Source organism: Shimazuella kribbensis DSM 45090 (genome assembly GCF_000428065.1).
GTDB classification, from domain to species: Bacteria; Bacillota; Bacilli; order Thermoactinomycetales; family Thermoactinomycetaceae; genus Shimazuella; species Shimazuella kribbensis.
Genome location: NZ_ATZF01000005.1, coordinates 209048 through 230309, shown reverse-complemented (window position 1 = coordinate 230309; position 21262 = coordinate 209048). Strand labels below are relative to the sequence as shown.

Sequence of the window (21262 nt, the reverse complement as noted above, 5' to 3'; positions counted from 1 at the left end):
AGAGGCAAGAAGAGAACTAGAACACTGGTAACAGGTGTTCCGCCCATGCGGGTACACTTCTAACTGAATGGGATGGGGTGATGGCACACCCCTGAACTTGAGTGTTGTTCCAAACGGAAACGGATTGCGGACGCTAACGACTCAAGAATCCCACGGCTAAAGCCGTGGGAGTGTCAATAACTTAAGGCAACTGAGTAGTTTCCATCAAATATTGATCGCACTCCCGTGCAACTTCTCGACCTTCATGGATCGCCCAGACAATAAGACTTTGCCCTCTTCTCATATCTCCAGCAGCAAATACACCATCAATATTTGTCGTATATGCTCCATACTCCGCTTGAACAAGTTTATTATGATGAGCTAAACCCAGTTGATCCATCCATTGTTCATCTGCTCCTGCAAAACCAATCGCTACAAAGATGAGATCTGCTGGCCATACTTTTTCCGTTCCGGCTAGTTCTTGTACATACACTTCCCCAGTCCTTTTTTTGATCACATGTGCTTGAATCGTATGCACTTCTTTCACTTGTCCTTGCTGATCACTGACAATTTTCTTTGTAACTACCGAATATTGACGCGGATCTTCTTTAAATTTAGCTGTTGCTTCTTCATATGCGTAGTCTAATGTGAAAACATAGGGAAACTCTGGCCAAGGGTTATCTTCCGCTCTGCCCTGTGGAAGTTGTGGATGCTTTCCAAATTGCACGACACTTTTACATCCCTGCCTTAGCGCTGTAGCAATACAGTCTGCACCCGTATCTCCTCCACCAATGACAATCACTTCTTTCTCTTTGGCAGATATCGACAGAGGTTCCTTTGTGTTTAACATATGTTTGGTTGATTGCGTCAAATAGTCCATCGCAACATATACCCCTAAAGAAGCAGCACCTTCTACCTCCAATTTTCTCGGCTCCTGTGCTCCTGTACAAAGAATGACTGCATCAAATTCCGATTGGAGTTCATGCAAAGTAACATCTGTACCCAATGCCGTATTCGTCAAAAACGAAACTCCTTCTTGAGTTAACAAATCTACACGACGCTCAATCAAATGTTTTTCTAATTTCATATTGGGAATCCCATACATCAATAGTCCGCCAATCCGATCTGCTTTTTCAAACACGGTCACCAAATGACCTGCCTTATTGAGTTGATCTGCAGCTGCCAATCCAGCAGGACCAGACCCTATGATGGCTACTTTTTTACCAGTCCGTTGCTTAGGCGGTTGTGCTATGATCCATCCTCCTTCAAAGCCTTTATCAATAATTGCTTGTTCTATACTTTTGATCGCAACGGCAGAATCATGCAGGGCAACCGTACAAGAACCTTCACATGGCGCAGGGCAAACTCGTCCAGTAAACTCCGGGAAATTATTGGTCATCATCAAACGATGTAAGGCCTCTTTCCAGTTTCCTTTTGCTACTAGTTCATTCCATTCTGGAATATGATTAAACAATGGACAACCATAATTGCCATTCACAAATGCCCCAGTTGAACAAAACGGTGTTCCACAATCCATACAACGGGAACCTTGCGTTTGAAGCTTCTCCGAGGAGAAGGGGAGAGAATACTCCCCCCAATTTTGTTGTCTTTTGAGCGGATCAATGGATTTAGGATTTTCTCTTCTTACTGTTAACATATTTCTCCCCTCCTCTTAGTTGAACGATGAAGCCTGCGGAATAAGCGTTTCCTCTGTTTGTTCCTCTTGCAGTTCCATGATTTGTTTATATTCTTTCGGTATGACACGAACTAACTGCTCACACATGGATTCCCAATGATGCAACATATACTTACCATACTCGCTATTTGTATATTGCACATGTTTTTGGATCATTTGTTGGACTTGTGCTTGTTCTTTGTCCGTTAATACACTTTCTAGTAAAATCATATCTTGATTACACTTCTGTCCAAATTTTTCTTTATCATCTGTAAAGGTATAAGCAATGCCACCAGACATACCTGCGGCAAAGTTTTTCCCAATCGATCCAAGAATGACTACTCGCCCTCCAGTCATATACTCACAGCCATGGTCTCCTACTCCCTCCACTACTGCATGTACACCACTGTTGCGTACTGCAAATCTCTCTCCTGCAATTCCACTGATATAGGCTTCTCCTGAAGTAGCACCATAAAAAGCTGCATTCCCTGCAATTACGTTCTCAAATGACGAAAATGTAGCTTGTCTAGACGGATATACAATCACTTTCCCACCAGATAAACCTTTTCCAATATAATCATTGACATCTCCTTCAAGAGACAAGGTCATTCCTTTTGGTACAAAGGCCCCAAAACTAACACCGGCTGATCCATGAAAATGGAATCGAATCGTATGATCTGGTAATCCTTTTATCCCATACTTTTTCGTCACTTCACTGCCAGCTATACTTCCTGCCACTCGATTGGTATTGGTGATAGGGAGCACCGCATGCACGGATTGAGCCTCTTGCAAAGTATGGTGACTCAATGGAAGAAGCGTCGTTACATCCATTGTCTGTTCTAGTTGATGATCTCTCCCTTTTTGGCCATATTCTCCCACTACTGCATCTGTATCAGGAAGGTAGAAAAGCGTGGATAAATCCAGATGACTTGCTTTCCAATGCTGCAAAGCTCGATCACTTTTTGTCAATACATCCACTCTACCAACCATTTCATTCAACGTCCGAAATCCAAGTGAAGCCATGATTTCTCTCACTTCTTGTGCAATAAAATGCATGAAATGCACCACATGATCTGGATCCCCAGAAAAACGGTCACGCAAGTCAGGATTTTGCGTCGCAATACCCACTGGACATGTATCCAAATGACAAGCGCGCATCATGATACAGCCTAATACGACAAGTGGCGCAGTGGAAAATCCGAATTCTTCCGCTCCCAAAAGCGCTGCAATAACAACATCTCGGCCGGTCATTAGCTTTCCATCTGTTTCTAAAATCACTTGATCACGAAGATTATTCAACAGTAGAGTTTGATGGGTTTCTGCAAGACCCAGCTCCCAAGGAAGCCCGGCATGTTTCATACTCGTCTTGGGAGAAGCACCCGTACCGCCATCATGTCCACTGATTACAATCACATCCGCTAACGCTTTTGCCACGCCTGCTGCTATTGTACCTACACCCGCTTTTGCTACTAATTTCACACTGATACGCGCATGACGATTTGCATTTTTCAAGTCATAGATTAACTCCCCTAAATCTTCAATCGAATAAATGTCATGATGTGGAGGAGGAGAGATAAGCCCTACACCAGGAGTAGAATTTCTTACTTTGGCAATCCAAGGATATACTTTGGAGCCTGGTAACTGCCCGCCTTCCCCTGGTTTTGCCCCTTGCGCCATCTTAATTTGGATCTCTTTGGCATGTACCAAGTAATCACTAGTAACCCCAAATCTGCCAGATGCGACTTGCTTGATGGCACTAGAGCGAGAATCGCCATTTTCATCCGTTGTATGACGTGATGGGTTTTCTCCACCTTCTCCGCTATTGCTTTTTCCACCAAGTCGATTCATAGCTATTGCTAGTGTTTCATGTGCTTCTTCGCTCAAAGCACCAAAAGACATTGCACCTGTTTTGAAACGCTGCACAATGGATTCAACTGACTCCACTTCTTCTAACGGTACAGCAGGTAAAGTGGATTGAAAATCCAACAGATGACGCAAAAAGATAAGCTGTTCCTTATTTGCCATCTCTGTATATTTTTTAAACAAGGAATAGTCATTCTTTCGGCATGCTTGCTGCAAAGTGTGTATCGTTTGCGGAGCAAATGCATGTGCCTCCCCAGTTCTCCTCCACTGAAAATCACTACCTGCTTCTAAATCTCTGGATGGAAATGCTAAAGATTCATATGCCTGTTGATGACGCAGGATCGTTTCTTTTGCAATAACTTCAAGATTGACTCCACCTAATTGAGAGGGTGTCCGGGTAAAATATCGGTCGATCACTTGCTCATCGATACCAATAGCTTCAAAGATTTGAGCACCGCGATAACTACGTATAGTGGAAATGCCCATCTTGGACATTACCTTTACGATTCCTTCCGTTGCTGTTTGAACATAACGATGGATAGCCTCTGGCAACACCATACCTTGAATCTTCCCGTCTGTTATAGCTTGATCTAATGTAGCAAATACAAGATAGGGATTGATCGCATCTACCCCATAACTGATAAGCATCGATAACTGATGGACATCTCTAGCTTCTGATGTTTCCACGATGATACTTACTTTTGTTCTTTTTCCCGTTCGCACCAAATAGTGATGCAAACCACTAACAGCCAATAACGCTGGAATCGGAGCTAACATTTCATCCATCTTGCGATCCGAGAGAATCAATAACGTTTTACCTGCTTCTATTGCATTATCAGCAAATGAAAACAACTGATTCATTGCGGATTCTAAATCTTGTTCAGATACAGAAAAAAGCATAGGTATCGTTTCCGTTTGAAAAGCCGAAAAAGATTGATTACGAATTTGAGCCATTTGTACATCTGATAAAATGGGTGTCTGTAATCGAATTTTCTGGCAATCCCGTGAATGAGGTTCCAGTAAATTCCCTTCTGAGCCTAGTAAGGAAGTTGTAGATGTGACAGAAGCTTCTCGAATCGCATCAATAGGAGGATTAGTCACTTGCGCAAACGACTGCTTAAAATAGTTATAGAGAAGTTGAGGCCGATCAGATAATACTGCTAAAGGAGTATCACTTCCCATCGAACCAATGGGATCTTTCCCTTCTGTAACCATCAAAAGCAAATTTTTGTGCAGCTCTTCCCATGTATAACCATTCATTTTTTGCATGACAAATAGTTCATCTGCGTTCCATTCAGGTAATACTTGACGTGCTGGGATATCTTCTATAGGTATCATATTTTGATCCAGCCATTTACGATAAGGGTGCTGATTTGCCACTTGTTCCTTTATCTCTTCGTTTCCAACAATTCTTCCCTCTTTCAGATCTACCAACAATGTTTGCCCAGCTTGCAATCGTTTTTTATAACGAATATTTTCTTGAGGAATATTGATAACACCAACTTCGGAAGAGAAAACAATATAATCATCTTTTGTCACACAATATCTCCCTGGCCGCAACCCATTGCGATCTAAAATAGCCCCTATCTGGCTACCATCTGTAAAAGCAATCGCTGTTGGGCCATCCCATGGTTCCATAACACTTGTATGATATTCATAAAAAGCACGAACAGGATCAACGATATCTTCATTTTTTTCCCATGCCTCAGGAATCATCATCATCGCAGCATGTGTAGGAGATCGACCAGATAAAACAAGAAATTCAAAACAGTTATCCAAGATGGCAGAGTCAGTCCCATCCATGTCTAACACGGGTAAAATTTTTTCTAAATCTTCACCAAATAATTGCGAAGCAAATGCTTTCTCCCGAGCGAACATGCTGTTCACATTCCCGCGCAATGTGTTAATCTCCCCATTGTGTAAAAGATAACGATAAGGATGAGAACGCTTCCAACTAGGGAATGTATTGGTGCTAAATCGGTTATGCACCATGGAGAATGCAGATGCAAAACTTTCATCTTGTAAATCTAAGTAAAAAGAACCTAACTGAAATGCTGTAAGTAGTCCTTTGTATACAATGGTTTTACTCGATAAACTAACAATATAAACTTTGTCTTCTGCATGTTTTTCAAACTGCTTGCGAATTACATACAATTTTCTTTCAAAAGCTTGTGTATCCATCCCATCCGATCGTCCTATGATTATTTGACGAATGACAGGAGCTGTCTCTTTTGCCACACTTGTTAGCGCAGCATCATCAGTAGGAACAGTACGCCATCCGATAAGCCGCTGTCCTTCTTGCTCAATCAAAGCAGTGAGTAAACCTTCCCATTCCGTTCGTTCTACTGGGTCTTTTGGAAAAAAAATCATCCCCACTCCATAGTGACCTTCTGCTGGTAAAGAAGGAAAGCATTGTTGAAAAAAAAGATGCGGAATTTGCAACATCATTCCTGCTCCATCACCTGTTCCATTGTTCTCACCGCCACGGTGATGCAGTTGCGTCAACATATGGATCCCTTGTTTCACTATTTCATGTGTCGGATTACCTTTTAAATGAGCAATAAAACCTACTCCACATGCATCATGTTCATTTTGCGGATCATAGAGACCCTGCTTTTGAGGATAATGTGATAGCGTCACTAACTCTCTCTCCTTTATCTTAGAAGTTGCCGATTATCTCAAATTAGAATTATTTTCTTTAAATTTTATACTTATCTTATATTTTCAAACCGATGCGAACAATATATATTTAAGATAGAAATAATCTCAAAATGAGATGGATTTGATGAGAAAGAGGTTTTAGTATGGAGTTAAGGCAAATTCAATATTTTATCGAAGTAGCCGAACGCGAACATATGACCGAAGCTGCATTATCTTTGCATGTAGCGCAATCTGCAGTCAGCAGGCAAATCGCCAACTTAGAAGCAGAACTTGGTGTTCAACTATTTATCCGTGAGGGTAGAAATATAAGAATTACACCAATAGGAAAGATTTTTTTACATCATGCAAAAGCTGCTGTACGAGCTATTTCTAATGCAAAGCAAGAAATGGATGAATTTCTCGATCCCGAAAGAGGTACGATTCGGGTTGGTTTTCCGAGTAGTCTAGCAGCCCATACTTTGCCAACAGTCATTTCTGCTTTTCGTGATCAGTATCCTCATATCGGATTTCAACTTCGACAAGGAAGTTATCTGCAACTGATTGATGCTGTAAAAAAAGGAGAAATCGACCTAGCTTTGCTAGGTCCCATACCAATCAATGAAAAACAAATAGAAGGCCGTATTCTATTTCTGGAAAAGATTGTAGCCTTGGTACCTATCCATCACCCTTTGTCATCTGAACAATCCATCTATTTAAACGATTTACGTGACGATTCTTTTGTTTTATTTCCTACTGGTTTTATCTTGCGAGATATTGTCATCCATGCCTGTACCCAAATTGGATTTTCTCCTAATATCTCATTTGAAGGGGAAGATATTGATGCAATTAAAGGCTTGGTTGCTACGGGATTAGGTGTAACTCTGCTACCAGAAGTAACTTTGATCGATAATGTACCGCGAGGAACAGCGAAAGTACCTATACACGAACCCAATTTAACGCGAAATGTCGGAATCATCATTCCAAAAAATCGTAAACTCCCACCATCTGAGCAATTGTTTTATGATTTTGTAACTCGTTTCTTCTTACGTTTAAATGAATTTAATAGTTAAATTGTCTCTAAAACACGAAAGGGGAGTCAGCATGTTAACCAATCAAAATTCACTCGTGCGTAGAGATGTTCGTTTTCTTGGTACTATTTTAGGTGATGTGCTCACTCAATTAGGCGGAGAATCTCTCTTTTATCATGTGGAACAAATTAGAGAGTGGACCAAACAATTAAGAAGTTCCTTTGATCCTGAGTTACTCGCCACTTGTAAACAAGGAATAGAGCGTTTAGATCCTGCTACGCGTTATGATGTTATCCGAGCTTTTTCTATATACTTTCAATTGGTAAATATCGCTGAACAAAATCATCGCATGCGTCGCAATCGCTATCATCGACGATCAAAAGAGGGAGAAATCCAGAAATTTTCGATAGAAAATACGATCGAACAATGGCATCGTTCAGGTGTATCTGCAACAGAAGTAGAACAAATTCTCTCTTTTTTATCACTGGAATTGATTGTTACTGCACACCCTACCGAGGCAGCAAGAAGAAGTGTCCTCCAAATTCATAAAAGAATCGCCAATGAACTGATGAAGATTGATCAGTTAGAGGAAAACAGCGAGGAATATGAAAACCTATATCACACCTTGTTTTCAGAGATCAGCACGCTATGGCAGACTGACCCTTTGCGCAAGCGAAAACCTACGGTATTAGATGAAGTCAGCAATGGTCTATACTACATGGATCAAACTTTGTTTGATGTTCTGCCACTTGTTCATCAAGAACTTAAACGTTGTTTGACCCACTATTACCCTGAACATCTATGGAATGTCCCTTCGTTTCTCCGATTTGGTTCGTGGATTGGCGGGGATCGAGACGGCAATCCTTCTGTTACACCAGCAGTAACTTGGCGAACACTTATGATGCACAGAGATTTGGTCATTCGTAAATATGAACAAAAAGTAGAAAGCCTATTACCTTATCTCAGTCATTCTTCACAAAGAGTAAAAATATCCGAAAAATTATTGGCATCCATTGAGCAGGACAAGACAGAAGTAAATGCAGAGGATTTGATTCAAGGAGTTTGGCGAAACCAAGAGGAACCTTATCGTATAAAATGCACCTACATGCTAGCTAGACTAAAACATACCCGCTCACCAAGAAGAGAAGCTGGTAGTTATCTTAATCCCGATGCTTTTATAGCTGATTTAAAACTGATTCAAGACAGTTTACAGTGTCACCAGCCAACAGGTATTGCGAATAAGGAACTTCATAGCTTGATCGACCAAGTGAAACTCTTTGGATTTCATCTTCTATCACTCGATTTACGCCAACACAGTGGTGAACATGAAAAAGCAATTGATGAAATTTTAGATACACTCCATATCGTCAAAGGCTATAGTGACTTATCCGAAGAGAAAAAAATAGAGTTATTAACAGCCTTACTTGCTGATCCTAGGCCCTTGACTTCCCATTTTATGGAATATTCATTCGAAACAAAGCAGCTGCTCGAATTATTTCAACTGGTGACCAAAGCAAAAGAGGAGTTTGGAGAGGACTGTATATCCAACTACTTGATCAGCATGACGCAAGGAACGAGCGATTTATTAGAAGTTGTGTTATTAGCAAAAGAAGTGGGGTTATATCGTCATCAGCATGATTCTCGTCTGCATGTCGTACCTTTGCTAGAGACGATCGACGATTTACATCGTGCAGAAGAAATTATGGAGAAGTACTTTCAAAATCCCATGTTTAAACCAGGATGGGTGAATGGACGGGCATATCAAGAAATTACGTTAGGGTACTCTGATAGTAACAAAGATGGTGGGATGATCAGTGCCAATTGGGAATTATATCGTGCTCAATTGCGATTATGGAAACTTGCACAAAAGCACAAGCTCGATGTGAAGTTCTTTCATGGTAGAGGAGGTGCCTTAGGAAGAGGAGGCGGACCTCTACATCAAAGCATAATGGCCAATCCACCACATACGGTACTTGGGGGAGTAAAAATTACGGAACAAGGAGAGGTGCTATCTTCTCGATATGCAATGAAACCAATCGCCTTACGCAGTCTGGAACAAGCTACCTCTACCTACTTGCAATCCGTTGCCACCGCTTTGAACAAAGTTCAAACAGAACTGAATCCAGAGTGGATCAAAACAATGGAGATCATCTCTGATCATTCCTTAAAACAATATCAACAATTGGTTTTTGACGAGCCTTGTTTCATACCTTTTTTTCATGAGGCTACTCCGTTACCTGAAATCGGCGAATTAAAAATCGGCTCTCGTCCTACCAAACGAAAAAATAGCGGTCAGTTCTCTGATCTCCGAGCAATCCCATGGGTATTTTCTTGGACACAGACAAGATATCTTTTTCCTGCATGGTATGCCGCTGGAACAGGAATTGCAAAATACTTAGCAACACATGAAACAGGCTTAGCTGTCCTGCAAGAAATGTATCAAAAATGGCCCTTCTTTTCGACCTTAATCAATAACTTGCAAATGGCTCTTTCCAAAGCCGATATGGTCATCGCTCAGCAATATACATCACTTGTCGATGATCCCGAACATGCAGAGCAAATCCATCCATTCATCCAGCGTGAATTTGATTTAACGAAACAGCAGATTTTAGCAATAACCAGTCAAAATGAACTTCTGGAACAAAACCCCGTGATCCAAGAATCGATTATTTTACGAAATCCATATGTTGACCCACTGAGCTTAATCCAAGTTCATTTATTAAAAGAACGTAGACAAGACGAAACATCACAACAAGATGAACATCTACTAGAACAAGTGTTACAAACCATTAATGGAATTGCTGCCGGACTACGCAATACTGGTTAAGCGCTAAGCGAAACCCATCTGTATTGATGGGTTTTTTTCTGTTTAATTACATTAATATTGTTAAATGCTAAAGTAAGAAGATAGTAGATGGAGAAAGGAGTTTTTTATGAATCACCTAGCAAGTACCTATCAAATTAAAAACTTACATCTTAAAAATAGAATCGTTATGCCGCCCATGTGTCAGTATTCTGTGACAGCAAAGGATGGGATACCAAATGACTGGCACTTTGTCCACTATGTCTCTCGGGCTATTGGCGGGACAGGATTAATCATCATGGAGATGACCGATATTGAACCAGACGGGAGGATCAGTGATTATGATCTCGGCTTATGGTCAAATGATCAGATACCAGCTTTTCGTCGTATCATTGATGAAGTACATAAATATGGTACAAAAATTGGTATACAAATCGCACATGCAGGTCGAAAGGCGGAAGATGCTGAAATTCCAGTTTCTTCCACATATATCGCTGCCAATAAACATTACAAACAGCCACGAGCATTGACTACCGAAGAAGTCAAACAAAAAGTGATCCAGTTTAAAGAAGCAGCAATTCGTGCAGTAGAAGCTGGGGTAGATACAATCGAAATACATGGCGCACATGGCTATTTGATTCATCAATTCCATTCGCCTGCGATCAACCAAAGAAATGATAAGTATGGTCTAGACTTAGCATTATTTGGAACCGAAGTAATTCAAGCAATAAAAAGCGTGATTCCACCGGATATGCCTTTGTTGATGCGAATTTCAGCCGTTGAATATATGGATGGAGGTTATGATCTAGAACATAGTATTGCTTTATGTCGTCGCTATTCAGAGGCAGGGGTAGATATGTTTCATATCAGTAGCGGCGGAGAAGGCCCATCACCCAAAGTAAAACCTAGAAACTATCCCGGCTATCAAGTACCGTATGCTCGCTCTATCAAAGAGGCATTACATGTTCCTGTTATCGCGGTTGGAATGTTAGACGATCCAACTCTTGCTGAAGCAACCCTCGCAAACGGAAATGCTGACTTAGTAGCTATCGGTCGCGCTATGCTACGTGACCCTTATTGGGCATTACACGCATTACAAGGTGAAGAGAGAAAAAGCTTGATTCCTAAACCATATGAACGAGGATTTATGTACTAATAATAGTTGAACAAACCATCGAGCAGATATCAGCCCGAAGGTTTGTTCATGTTCCATAAACAGAAATATTGTCACTCACTTTTGATACATATGTAACCATACAGCTAAATTCCATTTCACACATCATCTGAGATGTATACAAAATTGTTAGGGCTAGATCACGATCTCTTTATCTACAATCAACTAATCAAAACACAACGAAGTACTGTTATTGCTTGTCCGAAAAGAAGGACACGTTGATCAATTGGTTTCACTTTAACAATCCCACCACGTTCCGAAGCTTGGTATCCAATTAAATCAGTTTTATTTAATTTCTTCTCCCAATACGGACCTAGAGCACAGTGAGCGGAACCAGTAACTGGATCTTCTGGATTATCTTCATTTGGATCAAAAAAACGAGAAATAAAATCAAATTCAGCAGACTGAGAACGACTCGTTATGATGATCCCACGGTTAAACATCAGAGAATGAAGAAGTTTAAAATCAGGTGTAACCTGATGAATACTGTATTCGTTATCCACTTCTATAAAATAATCCAATCGATTTTTACCAACAAAAGAAAAATTAGGACATCCCAGTGCAGTTTCTAATTGGTCGGGAACTTCGCAGGCTTCCACAGGTTCAGCTGGGAAATTCAGTTCAATCCATTCCCCGTGCAATTTCGCAGTAAGTAAACCCGATCGAGTATAGAAACGGGCCACCTGATCTTTCGGAAGAATGGATTGTTCCCATAAAATATGAGCAGCAGATAAAGTTGCATGTCCACATAATTGTTCTTCTGTTTTTGGGGTAAACCAACGCAATCGAAAACCATCTTTCTCAGGATATAAGTAAGCCGTTTCTTGTAAATTCATTTCTCTAGCAACAAGCTGCATCCATTTTTCATCTTGAATACTGGGATCTGTGAGTATACAAACAGCCGCAGGGTTGCCTGAAAACGGTTTATTCGTGAACGCATCTACTTGAAAGATTTCATAAGTCATATTGTTAAACTCCTTTAGGTAGCAATAAACTTTTCCAAAACGGGAAAATAGTAAGACAAATCAAGAAATCCATAACAAGAAATCATCTCATTAATCATACACGAAATCCCAATGATGATAAGGAAGATAGCGCTATTGAACTAGTCTCCGCTTCTTCCATTAAGCTGGAGGTTGTGTTTCGGGGTAAGTCATCGCACAAACAGCCCAATAGTTAATTACTTTGGGCTTTAAAAATGGGCAAATTATACTTTGTCGTTGCAGGTTCTAATCGTATCCGTGTATGTGGATTAACCCCTATATTTCCTTTACCATCTTCACAACTTCAGCCTCATAGTTTAAATGCTTGTAGAAGTTAACAGCTCGATAGTTCTTGGAAAAGACATTTAGAACGATCTGCTTGTATCCTTTTTGCCGTGCCCACTCTTCTGCTTTGGTCATTAGTTTCGTGCCGACACCTTTACCTTCACTTTCCGGACAGATAGCGATTGCAACAATATTACCCTGATCTATACCGCTTAAATTATCTCTATAGGGTGCGAGTTCCAAGAAACCGAGTAATTCCCCTGATTCATCTTCCGCTACAAAAATTTCTGTACCAGCAGAAGGATTATCAACGGATTCTCGAGCTATCCTGAGTTGCGCTGTTTTAAAACTATCCTGATCACGCCAGCTCAATAGCTCAAATTCCATAAATCGGGTAGCAAGATTTACAATAAAATCTTTATCCAGCTCTTTAAAAGGTCTTATTTTCATTAGCCTTACCCCTTACAATTTGGGTTTTGTCTACTTTGATCTTCGTCATAGCACCACATTATATAATAAATTTTTATTCACATTTTAAATATAAACGATTTTTATATAATGCAACCATTTTTCCTTCAGACACTTTTTCCTAATTTCTAAGGTCATGGGGACAAATTATTATCTAAATATATAAAATATTTACGATACATTAACCATCAAATGGAAATGCAATGATAAACTCAAAATAACAATGATTCATAGAACAAAGGAATTATTTTGATCGCATGGGTTACAAAAATTTGTAAATCCTAATATTACTATCACCCCTAAACATCCAAATAAGCAAGTGATATAATGCTCGAATACAGTGGCAAGGTTTTCAGATAGATCATGGAGGGGTTAATTTGTTCAAGAAGTTTAAACGAATTCTAATCGGCAGGCCGATGAAATCCAATGAAGCACAAAATCAAAAATTAAACAATTACAAAGCATTAGCAATTCTTTCTTCTGATGCACTTTCTTCCATTGCATATGGACCAGAGCAAATTCTGATTGTTTTAGCCACTGTTAGTGTGATCGCGTTCTGGTACTCACTTCCTATTGCAGTAGGTGTGCTTATTTTGTTAGCAGCTCTCATTTTATCTTATCGCCAAATTATTTTTGCTTATCCCAATGGCGGTGGAGCCTATATGGTGGCAAAGGAAAACTTAGGCACAAAGTTTGGCTTATTTGCCGGAGGGTCATTATTAATCGATTATGTATTAACAGTTGCAGTGAGTGTCTCTGCCGGTACAGATGCAATTTCCTCTGCCTTTCCTGCTTTGCATGAATACAACGTCTTGATCGCGGTAGGTCTGGTTGCCATTATTACACTGCTCAATCTAAGAGGGTTGACAGAGTCAGCATCGATCCTCGCATATCCTGTATATGCATTTGTAGGTGCTCTCGTTATTCTCATTGTAACAGGAATCTATCAAGCACTGATGGGACACGTATCACCCAGTATTCATCCAGAAGTCGGAACACCAGTAATGGGCATTAGTTTATTTCTCATACTTAAAGCGTTTTCTTCTGGTTGTTCTGCCTTAACAGGAGTGGAAGCGATATCGAATGCTGTCCCTGCTTTTAAAGAATCAGCTCCTAAAAATGCAGCGGCAACACTTTCCCTAATGGGTATTATTTTAGGCGTACTTTTTTCTGGCATTGTCTTTTTAGCGTATTGGTATGGTATTGCTCCTACTGAAAAAGAAACCGTTTTATCTCAATTGAGTTCTTCTGTATTTGGACGCAATATTTTTTATTACTTGATACAAGCAACTACTGCTCTGATTTTGATATTAGCTGCAAACACAGGTTTTGCCGCATTCCCATTACTCGCTTTTAACCTAGCTAAAGATAAGTTCATGCCAAGAGCATTTACGGCTCGTGGTGATCGCTTGGGATATTCAAATGGAATTATCACATTGGGAGTAGCATCCATTTTATTAATTATTATTTTTGAGGGTAATACCGAAAACTTGATTCCTCTTTATGCAGTAGGTGTATTTATTCCTTTTTCTTTATCGCAAACCGGGATGATCATCAAATGGATACGCACCAAACCACAAGGCTGGATCACAAAATTAACGATTAATCTGATTGGAGCATTGATCTGTTATCTCATTCTTATCATCTTTTTTGTCACGAAGTTTGGGCAGGTTTGGATGAGCCTTGTCTTTATTCCGATCGCAGTATTTATCTTTCATAAAATCCATCACCACTACATTGCAGTTGGACACCAATTACGAACGGATATATCCGAAAAACTAAAGGAAATGAAGTGTGCTGACAAAGTCGTTATTGTTCCTATTGCAGGAATAACAACAGTTGTTAGACAATCGATCGTATATGCTAAATCATTATCCAATAACGTAATCGCCGTGTATGTCGGCTCAAGTGAAGAAGCAATCCAAAACTTAAAAGATTCTTGGGACAAATGGGAAACAGGTGTGGAGTTGGTAACCTTGCATTCCCCTTATCGAAGCGTCCTAACCCCTTTGAGCCAATTTGTGGATGAGGTAAAGGAAAAAGCAGATAAATCGAAAACACAAGTTACTGTCATTATGCCTCAATTCATCACAAAAAAATGGTGGCAGAGCATCCTTCATAACCAGTCCGGTTTCCTGATCATGGCAAACATTTTAAGAAGGAAAAACATTATTGTTGCCATTGTTCCTTATCAATTAGAAGAATAGCAAGTCACGAAAAAAGCCAATGCTTCTGTCCACACAGATAAAGCATTGGCTTTTACACTTTGATAAGCATGTCTGAAAGTACATCATTCCTAATAAGATCCTATCGTTCCATTCTTTCTCGCTTTTTTTTCTGCTACAAGAAAGAAACTTAAACCTATTATGATGTAGATACCTGTATTTACTAACAACCAACTAAACGCTGAACTGTTGATTATTTGCTGGAAATTCATACTCTTCATTATCATATTTTTGAGATTCAAACATCCCCATGTGATGGGTAAAAACTTCGAAATAAAACCAAAAAAAGAAGGCAATTTACTATCGGATAATGTTATTCCAGTAAAGAAGAGAAATAAATAATGAAAAGTAATCGTAAAAGCACCAATCCGTTTAAAAATCAGGGCAAGTCCTGCTAGTAGAAATGAAAAACCATATATTCCTAGCATTGTTAGTAATAACAAGAAAAGCAAAGCTGTCAAGGAAATATGTAGTTGGAAAAATGCATCCAGAGGTACGCTTGTAATGATGGAAAGAATATAAAAAATAATCACAATTAATGCTATACCACTTATCAATTCAAAAACAAAAGTACTTACAGCTCTGCCAATCAACATTTTGATCAGAGAAGTACGAGTGAGATATATTTGCTCTAATGTTCCGATCTCCCTCTCTTCTTGCAAAATGAAACTAAACTGTGCTACAGCAGATATACCCATGTACCAGATAAATACACCAATTAATAACTGAAAAAAAACGTGTGAATTCCATGTTGAATTTTGGAAAATCGTATAAAACAAACCAATAAATAAAAGTATTTGTGATGCAACAAACCCAAAGGTATCCATCACATATCTTTTATAAAACCCCTTGGATTTAACGAACTCCGCTCTTAACACATATAGAAAACCCATGCTTTCACCTCCCCTTCAATATTTCCCTAAATCCCCATTTATGCGAGCTTTTTTCTCTAGTTTAGTAAAAATAAATAATCCCAAACATAGGTAGAATAAAGTACTCAAGCACAACCAATAAAAGTCGGTTTGCTGAATAAGATCCCATAGTCCCATATTTTCCAAGATTATGTGTCTCAAATTAATGCTTCCCCATGTAATAGGTAAGCATTTGGAAAACCAATCAACTAACGAAGGTATTTGCTTGCTTGATAACGTTACTCCTGTAAAAAAGAGAAATATTTGACACTCCACACGGCTAAAGCCGTGGGATTCTTGGGTAATCCTTAGTATCCCAAGGAAGTTTACCAAGCTTAGACCGCAAGCCCTGCGGCAATGAATCGTAAACCTTCTTGCACTATATTTTTTGCTGCGTTGATGTCTCGATCATGATGTTCGTGACACGAAGGACATGTCCATTCGCGCAAGTTTCGATCTTTTACTTCTTTGTTTTTGTATCGACAGTCTGGGTTGGAACAACGTTGGCTAGAGGGAAATGTTTTCCCTACCTTTACGATTGTTCTTCCATACCATGCAGCTTTGTATGTTAACATCGTAACAAACTCCGACCACGAAGCATCCGTAATCGATTTGGCTAAGTTGTGATTTTTTATCATGTTTCCTGTTTGTAGACTCTCGGTACTGATCACTTGGTTTTCGTGTACCAGTTGGGTGGAGAGTTTATGGAGGAAATCATGACGTTTATTCACAATTTTTTCGTGAATCTGAGCTACTTTTATCCGAGCTTTACGCCAATTGGAGCCGCCTTTCGTACGTTGGGATAGGATTCGTTGTGCTTTCGCCAATTTTTCTTCGTACCGACGAAAGAAACGACTTGGATTGATTTTCGTTCCATCATCGAAGATCGCGAAATCCTTTAATCCCAGATCAATACCAACAGCTTCCTTTTGTGCAGGAACAGATCGGAGATAGCAGCCTTCGCAGAGGATTGAAACTTGGTACTTTCCCGATGGGGTACGACGAATTGTAACAGACAAGATGCGGCCACTGATTTCACGGGTTTGGACAAACTTTACCCAGCCTAATTTCGGTAGCTTGATTTTGTTTTTCACGATTTCGATCGTTGGTCTCCCTTGTTTGGGATAGTTACACTGACTCGTATAGGTTTGAACGCGATTTCGCCTGCTTTTCAAACGAGGGGCATCGTTTTGCTTTTGGAAAAAACGAGAAAACCCATCAGCTAGGTGTTTTAAGGTGTTTTAAGGTGTTTTGCAAAGAAGTGGAGTCGACTTCTTTTAACCAAGTTAGCTCGCGTTTTTTTGCGGTTAGTAGTTGAGAACATTTGGGATAGCTTAGACCTTTACCTGTTTCTTGATAGCTTTCGTTCCATTTTCTTAGAAAATGATTGAAAACAAAACGACTGCATCCGATTGATTTATGAATGAGAATACGTTGTTCTGTTGCGGGACGAAGCCGAAATCGGAAGGCTTTGTGCATCGATTCCACCTCCCTAAATGGGATTTTGTGGATATTATAGAACATATGTTTTTATATGTCAAGGATTTCAAAAAATTAGCCAGACGAGAGATGGCAGAGATTATCTCTCGTCTGACGCTCGCTTTCATCCCACGATGGAAACCGTGGGTTTTCTCGCTCACGAATCTATAAAAGGTGTAATCCTCTTTCGAAACCAAAAGATCACCTCCAAAATAATGCCAAGTAACACCTGTTTGAAATGTAGGAAACATTTTTTGCCCCTTTCTTATTCCCTTGCATAAGGAAAAGCGCCAGATCATCAAGCCTTTGAATAATTTCAGCTCTTCATTTCATACGGACTAAATCCTAAAATTAGTTGGTGTTAAAGGTACGTCGGTTATTGCATTTTTGTCCATCATCATCAAAAGATACTTTTTCGTTCGGACTCTTCTTTTGTTATTTCTTTTTTTGTTGCTACCATACTCGTCTCTCCTCCCATAAGCCTAATTTTCTGACGCTCTTCTTGATGCAAGAGTAAACCTATATTTTTTATCCATCATTTTTAACGAAGCAACTCTAGAAGATAGCGCTCCTGCTTTCGGATCTTCTCCAACTCAAAAACCGAAATATAATTACTAAGCGAAGAACGAAATTGACTCACTTCTTCCTTCTTCCCTGTACGAATGAATTGCAGGAGATCATCTAAGAAATTTTGATTCACCACATCTACACTCTGTTTTACATGCAATTTCGCAAAACGTATCAGGGTTTGAACCGCTTTCAAAAATTCCGAACGGGTACTGGCTAATCTTAATTGCTCCATGAGTAAAACATAATAAACTTCCTCACCAGCATAATAGACAAAATATTCCGATAATTTTTCACTCACATTATCGAATGACAACTCGTTCTACCTCCTGCCCTTCATATAATTGGTTCATGCTAAAATCAATGACTATTAGGAAAAAATATCATAGCTTGATCCTTTTATTGTTACTTTGTTGCTCTCCATGACTACCTTACTTACTTTACTCAAAGGAATTCGTAAGAGTTCACCACCTGTAGTCTCTAATTTCACTGTTGCCATCACTTTGTTTGGTTTATATTCAAACGAACACATAAGAGACGTGGAATGGTGTGGATGCATCTCTCCAGCAGTCACCTCAATCTTGCTAATATACTCTGGCTTATCGAGTAAAGCAGATAGTTTGATTCTCTTATCTCGGGAAAAAGTTTCACTCATTTTTACACCTCCATGATGATACGATTTTTTTCTTTGACCAACGATTTGTTCTTAACGCTATTATCGCTCCTAATGATTAATTTTTCAAACAATTAATAATATTTTTATTTACGTGAATTCCTATTAAAATACTATTTTCCTTATCCCTTTCTTTTCTATTACTTCAAGGACATCTAGATTTAAATTTTAATCCCTTCTTCTGAAATAGAGTTAAATTTTAAAATATTGAAAGTTTAATTAATTATATGTAAACTTTTAGTAGAAAATATTCGATTCTGGTGGTGTTCATTTGGAACAAATTGATCCTATTAAATTAGGCAAATTCCTCCGACAAAAACGAAAAGAATTAGGCTATCGGATTGAAGACTTAGAGGATAAGGAAATATCTTCTGCTACGATCAGTAACATCGAAAGGGGAAAATCAACGCTTAAATCAGATAAAATCCCCTATCTCTGTCAAAAACTAAACATCAATCCTCCAGGACTTCACAAACTAATCAATACCAATCAGAGCAGAAAAAACTTAATCAAACAACGTTTACAAGGCTTAGATGCGATCATTGAATTTGATACTGATTATGTTTTACAACAACTAGAGGAAATTTCACTAACAAATCTTGATTCGTTATCATCATATGTCGAATTTTTAAAAGGCAAGGTCTTTCAATACAAGAGAAGTTGGACAAATGCCAAAAACCACTTTATAGAAGGAATTGAAATTGTAAATCGTAACAAAGCACTTAGAAAAACAAATCTAAAAACTATTTGCCTGACTCAATTAGGAAAACTTTATTATTTTAACAATAATCCCGAACAAGCATTGGAATACGTAAATGAAGCTCTAAAAGAATTCCAACCAGATGGAGAAAAACAAGAGAGTAAACATATTGCGCTTATAAGCAAAGCTATCTATCTAGACGAAATTGGTAAAAAGCAAGAATCGTTGGGAAAAAAACAGGAGTCATTACAGGTTATCAACATCCTTTTAGAAGATACATCAAAAATAACAAACATTGATGTACTACTTAATGCATATGAACTAAAAGGAAGTTTACTTCGAAGGTTACAACTTCCTCAGGAAGCTTTACATTGTGTGCTGGAAGGTCTAAATATCGCAAAATCAAATAGTATGTTTATTCGATCAGTCGAATTGTGGACAGAACTTGGGAAAATTTATTTGGATTTGAGAGAAATTGAAGAAGCAAAGTGTGTCTTAGAAACAGCCATTCGTTTTGAGCCTGTTGTCCCAAAGCAATTTTTTCTAGTAGCCTATACTACACTAGGAAACGTGTATATGATGGATCAAGACTGGGAGATATCAAAGCAATACTTTCAAACTGTTATCGAGCTTATCACTCCAGATACTCCTGTCACCAAATACATTGATGCTTATATTGGACTTGCGGATTGCTATATGTTCCTCGCACAACATGAACAAGCAATGGACACCTATCAATACGCACTCCAAAAATGTCGAGAATTTGGATTGCGAAATAAAGAAAATTATGTTTCCATAAAGTTATGTGAATGTGCTAAAAAATCAGATCAAAGGTTGTTCTATACTTATTTAGAAGATTTGTTTTACGTTCAAAAACAATTATCTGAAATCAAACGTTGAAAGGGAGGGCATTAGCAATGGTTCGTTTTTTTGACGTAGAACCCCCAGACAACTAAATAAAAAAATAATCATCATCGAAGGGGTGTATTCAAATGAAATACACCCCTTTTTATTACGAAAAATGAAATTAGAAATAAAATCATCTCTATTAATAATACTTAACTAAATTCAATTTTCGTTGTATTCCAAACCACTCCCTGCAATTCCAATGTGTTATTTTGCTGTTCCTTCTTTTGCTGATTTGGTGGCAGACAACCACATGGAATATCCTTAGAGAAAGAACAACCCCCGATCAAAAGAAATGAAAAACACCCAAACAAAATCATCCATTTTTTCATCGAACAAACCTCTCTTCCTACTAAGGAAAATATCATTTAGGGACAAGTAGTAAAAAGATCGAAAAATCCGTCACATCCTTGTAGTTCTCGGTTACTGCCGCGAAATAGTTCTTTCTTTATCTGAATAAATAAATCTAGGATCGAATTATCTTTATTGGCTTCAATCTCTTGATCCGTTACATCAGTACCTTTTCCTTGTTTGATTAATTCTTCATGTGGTTTATGAACTACCGGCTTGTCAAACTCGACTGGTGAGCACGCTGAGATTAATGAAATAATCATGAGCATGAGTAAAAAAAGCAAAAGAAACTTTTTATAAAACATGCTATTCTTCCATTCTGTTTTTTTATTCTATCAATTGGAGAGAAAATTAGAATTTTGCCATATCATCCATTGTTTATACTGTATAGTATAGCACTGGTATTGAATATAGCATTATTAATCAATCAGATATCCAGCAAGCCTGAATATGCTATTCATAATTAAAGAGCATCATCATTTCCTATAAAAAACAGATCTTACATAGAAACACCTCTACAAGTTTTCAATAGAGGTGTTTGCCGTATATATG

The 21262-nt window shown here is 38.8% G+C and carries 14 protein-coding genes and 1 pseudogene; 5 read left to right on the top strand and 10 right to left on the bottom strand.

Annotated elements, in window-relative coordinates; all coding sequences use genetic code 11:
• Positions 1 to 181: 181 nt before the first annotated feature.
• Together A3GQ_RS0110135 and gltB are read right to left on the bottom strand one after the other, a co-directional pair.
• Positions 182 to 1636, bottom strand: a complete 1455-nt coding sequence (locus A3GQ_RS0110135) for a glutamate synthase subunit beta (protein WP_028776955.1) — start codon at positions 1634 to 1636, stop codon at positions 182 to 184.
• A gap of 15 nt (positions 1637 to 1651) precedes the next feature.
• On the bottom strand, positions 1652 to 6157 hold the full coding sequence (gene gltB, locus A3GQ_RS24015; protein WP_051271544.1) for a glutamate synthase large subunit: 4506 nt from the start codon (positions 6155 to 6157) through the stop codon (positions 1652 to 1654).
• A gap of 164 nt (positions 6158 to 6321) precedes the next feature.
• On the opposite strand from gltB, the gene gltC reads away from it, so the two are divergent.
• The 3 genes from gltC to A3GQ_RS0110115 all read left to right on the top strand — a co-directional run bounded on the left by gltC (position 6322) and on the right by A3GQ_RS0110115 (position 11144).
• Positions 6322 to 7227 carry a glutamate biosynthesis transcriptional regulator GltC gene (gene gltC / locus A3GQ_RS0110125; protein ID WP_028776954.1) on the top strand — a complete coding sequence of 302 codons (906 nt, stop codon included), beginning with the start codon at positions 6322 to 6324 and terminating at the stop codon, positions 7225 to 7227.
• A 31-nt stretch (positions 7228 to 7258) separates the two neighbouring features.
• A complete protein-coding gene (ppc, locus tag A3GQ_RS0110120; protein WP_028776953.1) occupies positions 7259 to 10012 on the top strand; it encodes a phosphoenolpyruvate carboxylase in 2754 nt (917 codons plus the stop codon).
• A 106-nt stretch (positions 10013 to 10118) separates the two neighbouring features.
• A complete protein-coding gene (locus A3GQ_RS0110115; RefSeq protein ID WP_028776952.1) occupies positions 10119 to 11144 on the top strand; it encodes an NADH:flavin oxidoreductase/NADH oxidase in 1026 nt (341 codons plus the stop codon).
• 179 nt (positions 11145 to 11323) lie between these two features.
• Here the strand turns inward: A3GQ_RS0110115 and A3GQ_RS0110110 are convergent, their stop codons facing one another.
• Together A3GQ_RS0110110 and A3GQ_RS0110105 are read right to left on the bottom strand one after the other, a co-directional pair.
• Positions 11324 to 12127 carry a PhzF family phenazine biosynthesis protein gene (locus tag A3GQ_RS0110110; protein WP_028776951.1) on the bottom strand — a complete coding sequence of 268 codons (804 nt, stop codon included), beginning with the start codon at positions 12125 to 12127 and terminating at the stop codon, positions 11324 to 11326.
• A 294-nt stretch (positions 12128 to 12421) separates the two neighbouring features.
• Complete coding sequence (locus A3GQ_RS0110105) at positions 12422 to 12880, bottom strand: GNAT family N-acetyltransferase (protein WP_028776950.1); 459 nt, start codon at positions 12878 to 12880, stop codon at positions 12422 to 12424.
• 395 nt (positions 12881 to 13275) lie between these two features.
• On the opposite strand from A3GQ_RS0110105, the gene A3GQ_RS0110100 reads away from it, so the two are divergent.
• Positions 13276 to 15105, top strand: coding sequence for an APC family permease (locus tag A3GQ_RS0110100; RefSeq protein WP_028776949.1), 1830 nt, complete (start codon positions 13276 to 13278; stop codon positions 15103 to 15105).
• Positions 15106 to 15194: 89 nt separating this feature from the next.
• On the opposite strand, the gene A3GQ_RS0110095 is transcribed toward A3GQ_RS0110100, so the two are convergent.
• The 4 genes and pseudogenes from A3GQ_RS0110095 to A3GQ_RS0110075 all read right to left on the bottom strand — a co-directional run bounded on the left by A3GQ_RS0110095 (position 15195) and on the right by A3GQ_RS0110075 (position 18735).
• Entirely contained in the window at positions 15195 to 16016 is an 822-nt protein-coding gene (locus tag A3GQ_RS0110095) for an ABC transporter permease (protein WP_028776948.1), read from the bottom strand.
• Positions 16017 to 16369: 353 nt separating this feature from the next.
• Positions 16370 to 17513 (bottom strand): annotated as a pseudogene (gene tnpB, locus A3GQ_RS24010) (IS200/IS605 family element RNA-guided endonuclease TnpB).
• A 541-nt stretch (positions 17514 to 18054) separates the two neighbouring features.
• Positions 18055 to 18396 carry a hypothetical protein gene (locus tag A3GQ_RS0110080; protein ID WP_028776947.1) on the bottom strand — a complete coding sequence of 114 codons (342 nt, stop codon included), beginning with the start codon at positions 18394 to 18396 and terminating at the stop codon, positions 18055 to 18057.
• 54 nt (positions 18397 to 18450) lie between these two features.
• Positions 18451 to 18735: a hypothetical protein gene (locus A3GQ_RS0110075; RefSeq protein ID WP_028776946.1), complete on the bottom strand. Its 285-nt coding sequence runs from the start codon at positions 18733 to 18735 to the stop codon at positions 18451 to 18453.
• Between the two features lie 289 nt (positions 18736 to 19024).
• Between A3GQ_RS0110075 and A3GQ_RS0110070 the strand changes: the two genes are divergently transcribed.
• A complete protein-coding gene (locus A3GQ_RS0110070; RefSeq protein ID WP_028776945.1) occupies positions 19025 to 20353 on the top strand; it encodes a helix-turn-helix domain-containing protein in 1329 nt (442 codons plus the stop codon).
• A gap of 158 nt (positions 20354 to 20511) precedes the next feature.
• Here the strand turns inward: A3GQ_RS0110070 and A3GQ_RS0110065 are convergent, their stop codons facing one another.
• Positions 20512 to 20691: a hypothetical protein gene (locus tag A3GQ_RS0110065; RefSeq protein WP_028776944.1), complete on the bottom strand. Its 180-nt coding sequence runs from the start codon at positions 20689 to 20691 to the stop codon at positions 20512 to 20514.
• A 36-nt stretch (positions 20692 to 20727) separates the two neighbouring features.
• Complete coding sequence (locus tag A3GQ_RS0110060; protein ID WP_028776943.1) at positions 20728 to 21015, bottom strand: hypothetical protein; 288 nt, start codon at positions 21013 to 21015, stop codon at positions 20728 to 20730.
• Positions 21016 to 21262 lie beyond the last annotated feature (247 nt).

Coding starts and splice junctions, on each gene's coding strand:
- A3GQ_RS0110060 (WP_028776943.1), bottom strand. CDS start 21,015: ATGTTTTATAAAAAGTTTCTTTTGCTTTTTTTACTCATGCTCATGATT.
- A3GQ_RS0110110 (WP_028776951.1), bottom strand. CDS start 12,127: ATGACTTATGAAATCTTTCAAGTAGATGCGTTCACGAATAAACCGTTT.
- A3GQ_RS0110115 (WP_028776952.1), top strand. CDS start 10,119: ATGAATCACCTAGCAAGTACCTATCAAATTAAAAACTTACATCTTAAA.
- A3GQ_RS0110095 (WP_028776948.1), bottom strand. CDS start 16,016: ATGGGTTTTCTATATGTGTTAAGAGCGGAGTTCGTTAAATCCAAGGGG.
- A3GQ_RS0110075 (WP_028776946.1), bottom strand. CDS start 18,735: ATGAGTGAAACTTTTTCCCGAGATAAGAGAATCAAACTATCTGCTTTA.
- A3GQ_RS0110065 (WP_028776944.1), bottom strand. CDS start 20,691: ATGAAAAAATGGATGATTTTGTTTGGGTGTTTTTCATTTCTTTTGATC.
- A3GQ_RS0110105 (WP_028776950.1), bottom strand. CDS start 12,880: ATGAAAATAAGACCTTTTAAAGAGCTGGATAAAGATTTTATTGTAAAT.
- ppc (WP_028776953.1), top strand. CDS start 7,259: ATGTTAACCAATCAAAATTCACTCGTGCGTAGAGATGTTCGTTTTCTT.
- gltC (WP_028776954.1), top strand. CDS start 6,322: ATGGAGTTAAGGCAAATTCAATATTTTATCGAAGTAGCCGAACGCGAA.
- A3GQ_RS0110135 (WP_028776955.1), bottom strand. CDS start 1,636: ATGTTAACAGTAAGAAGAGAAAATCCTAAATCCATTGATCCGCTCAAA.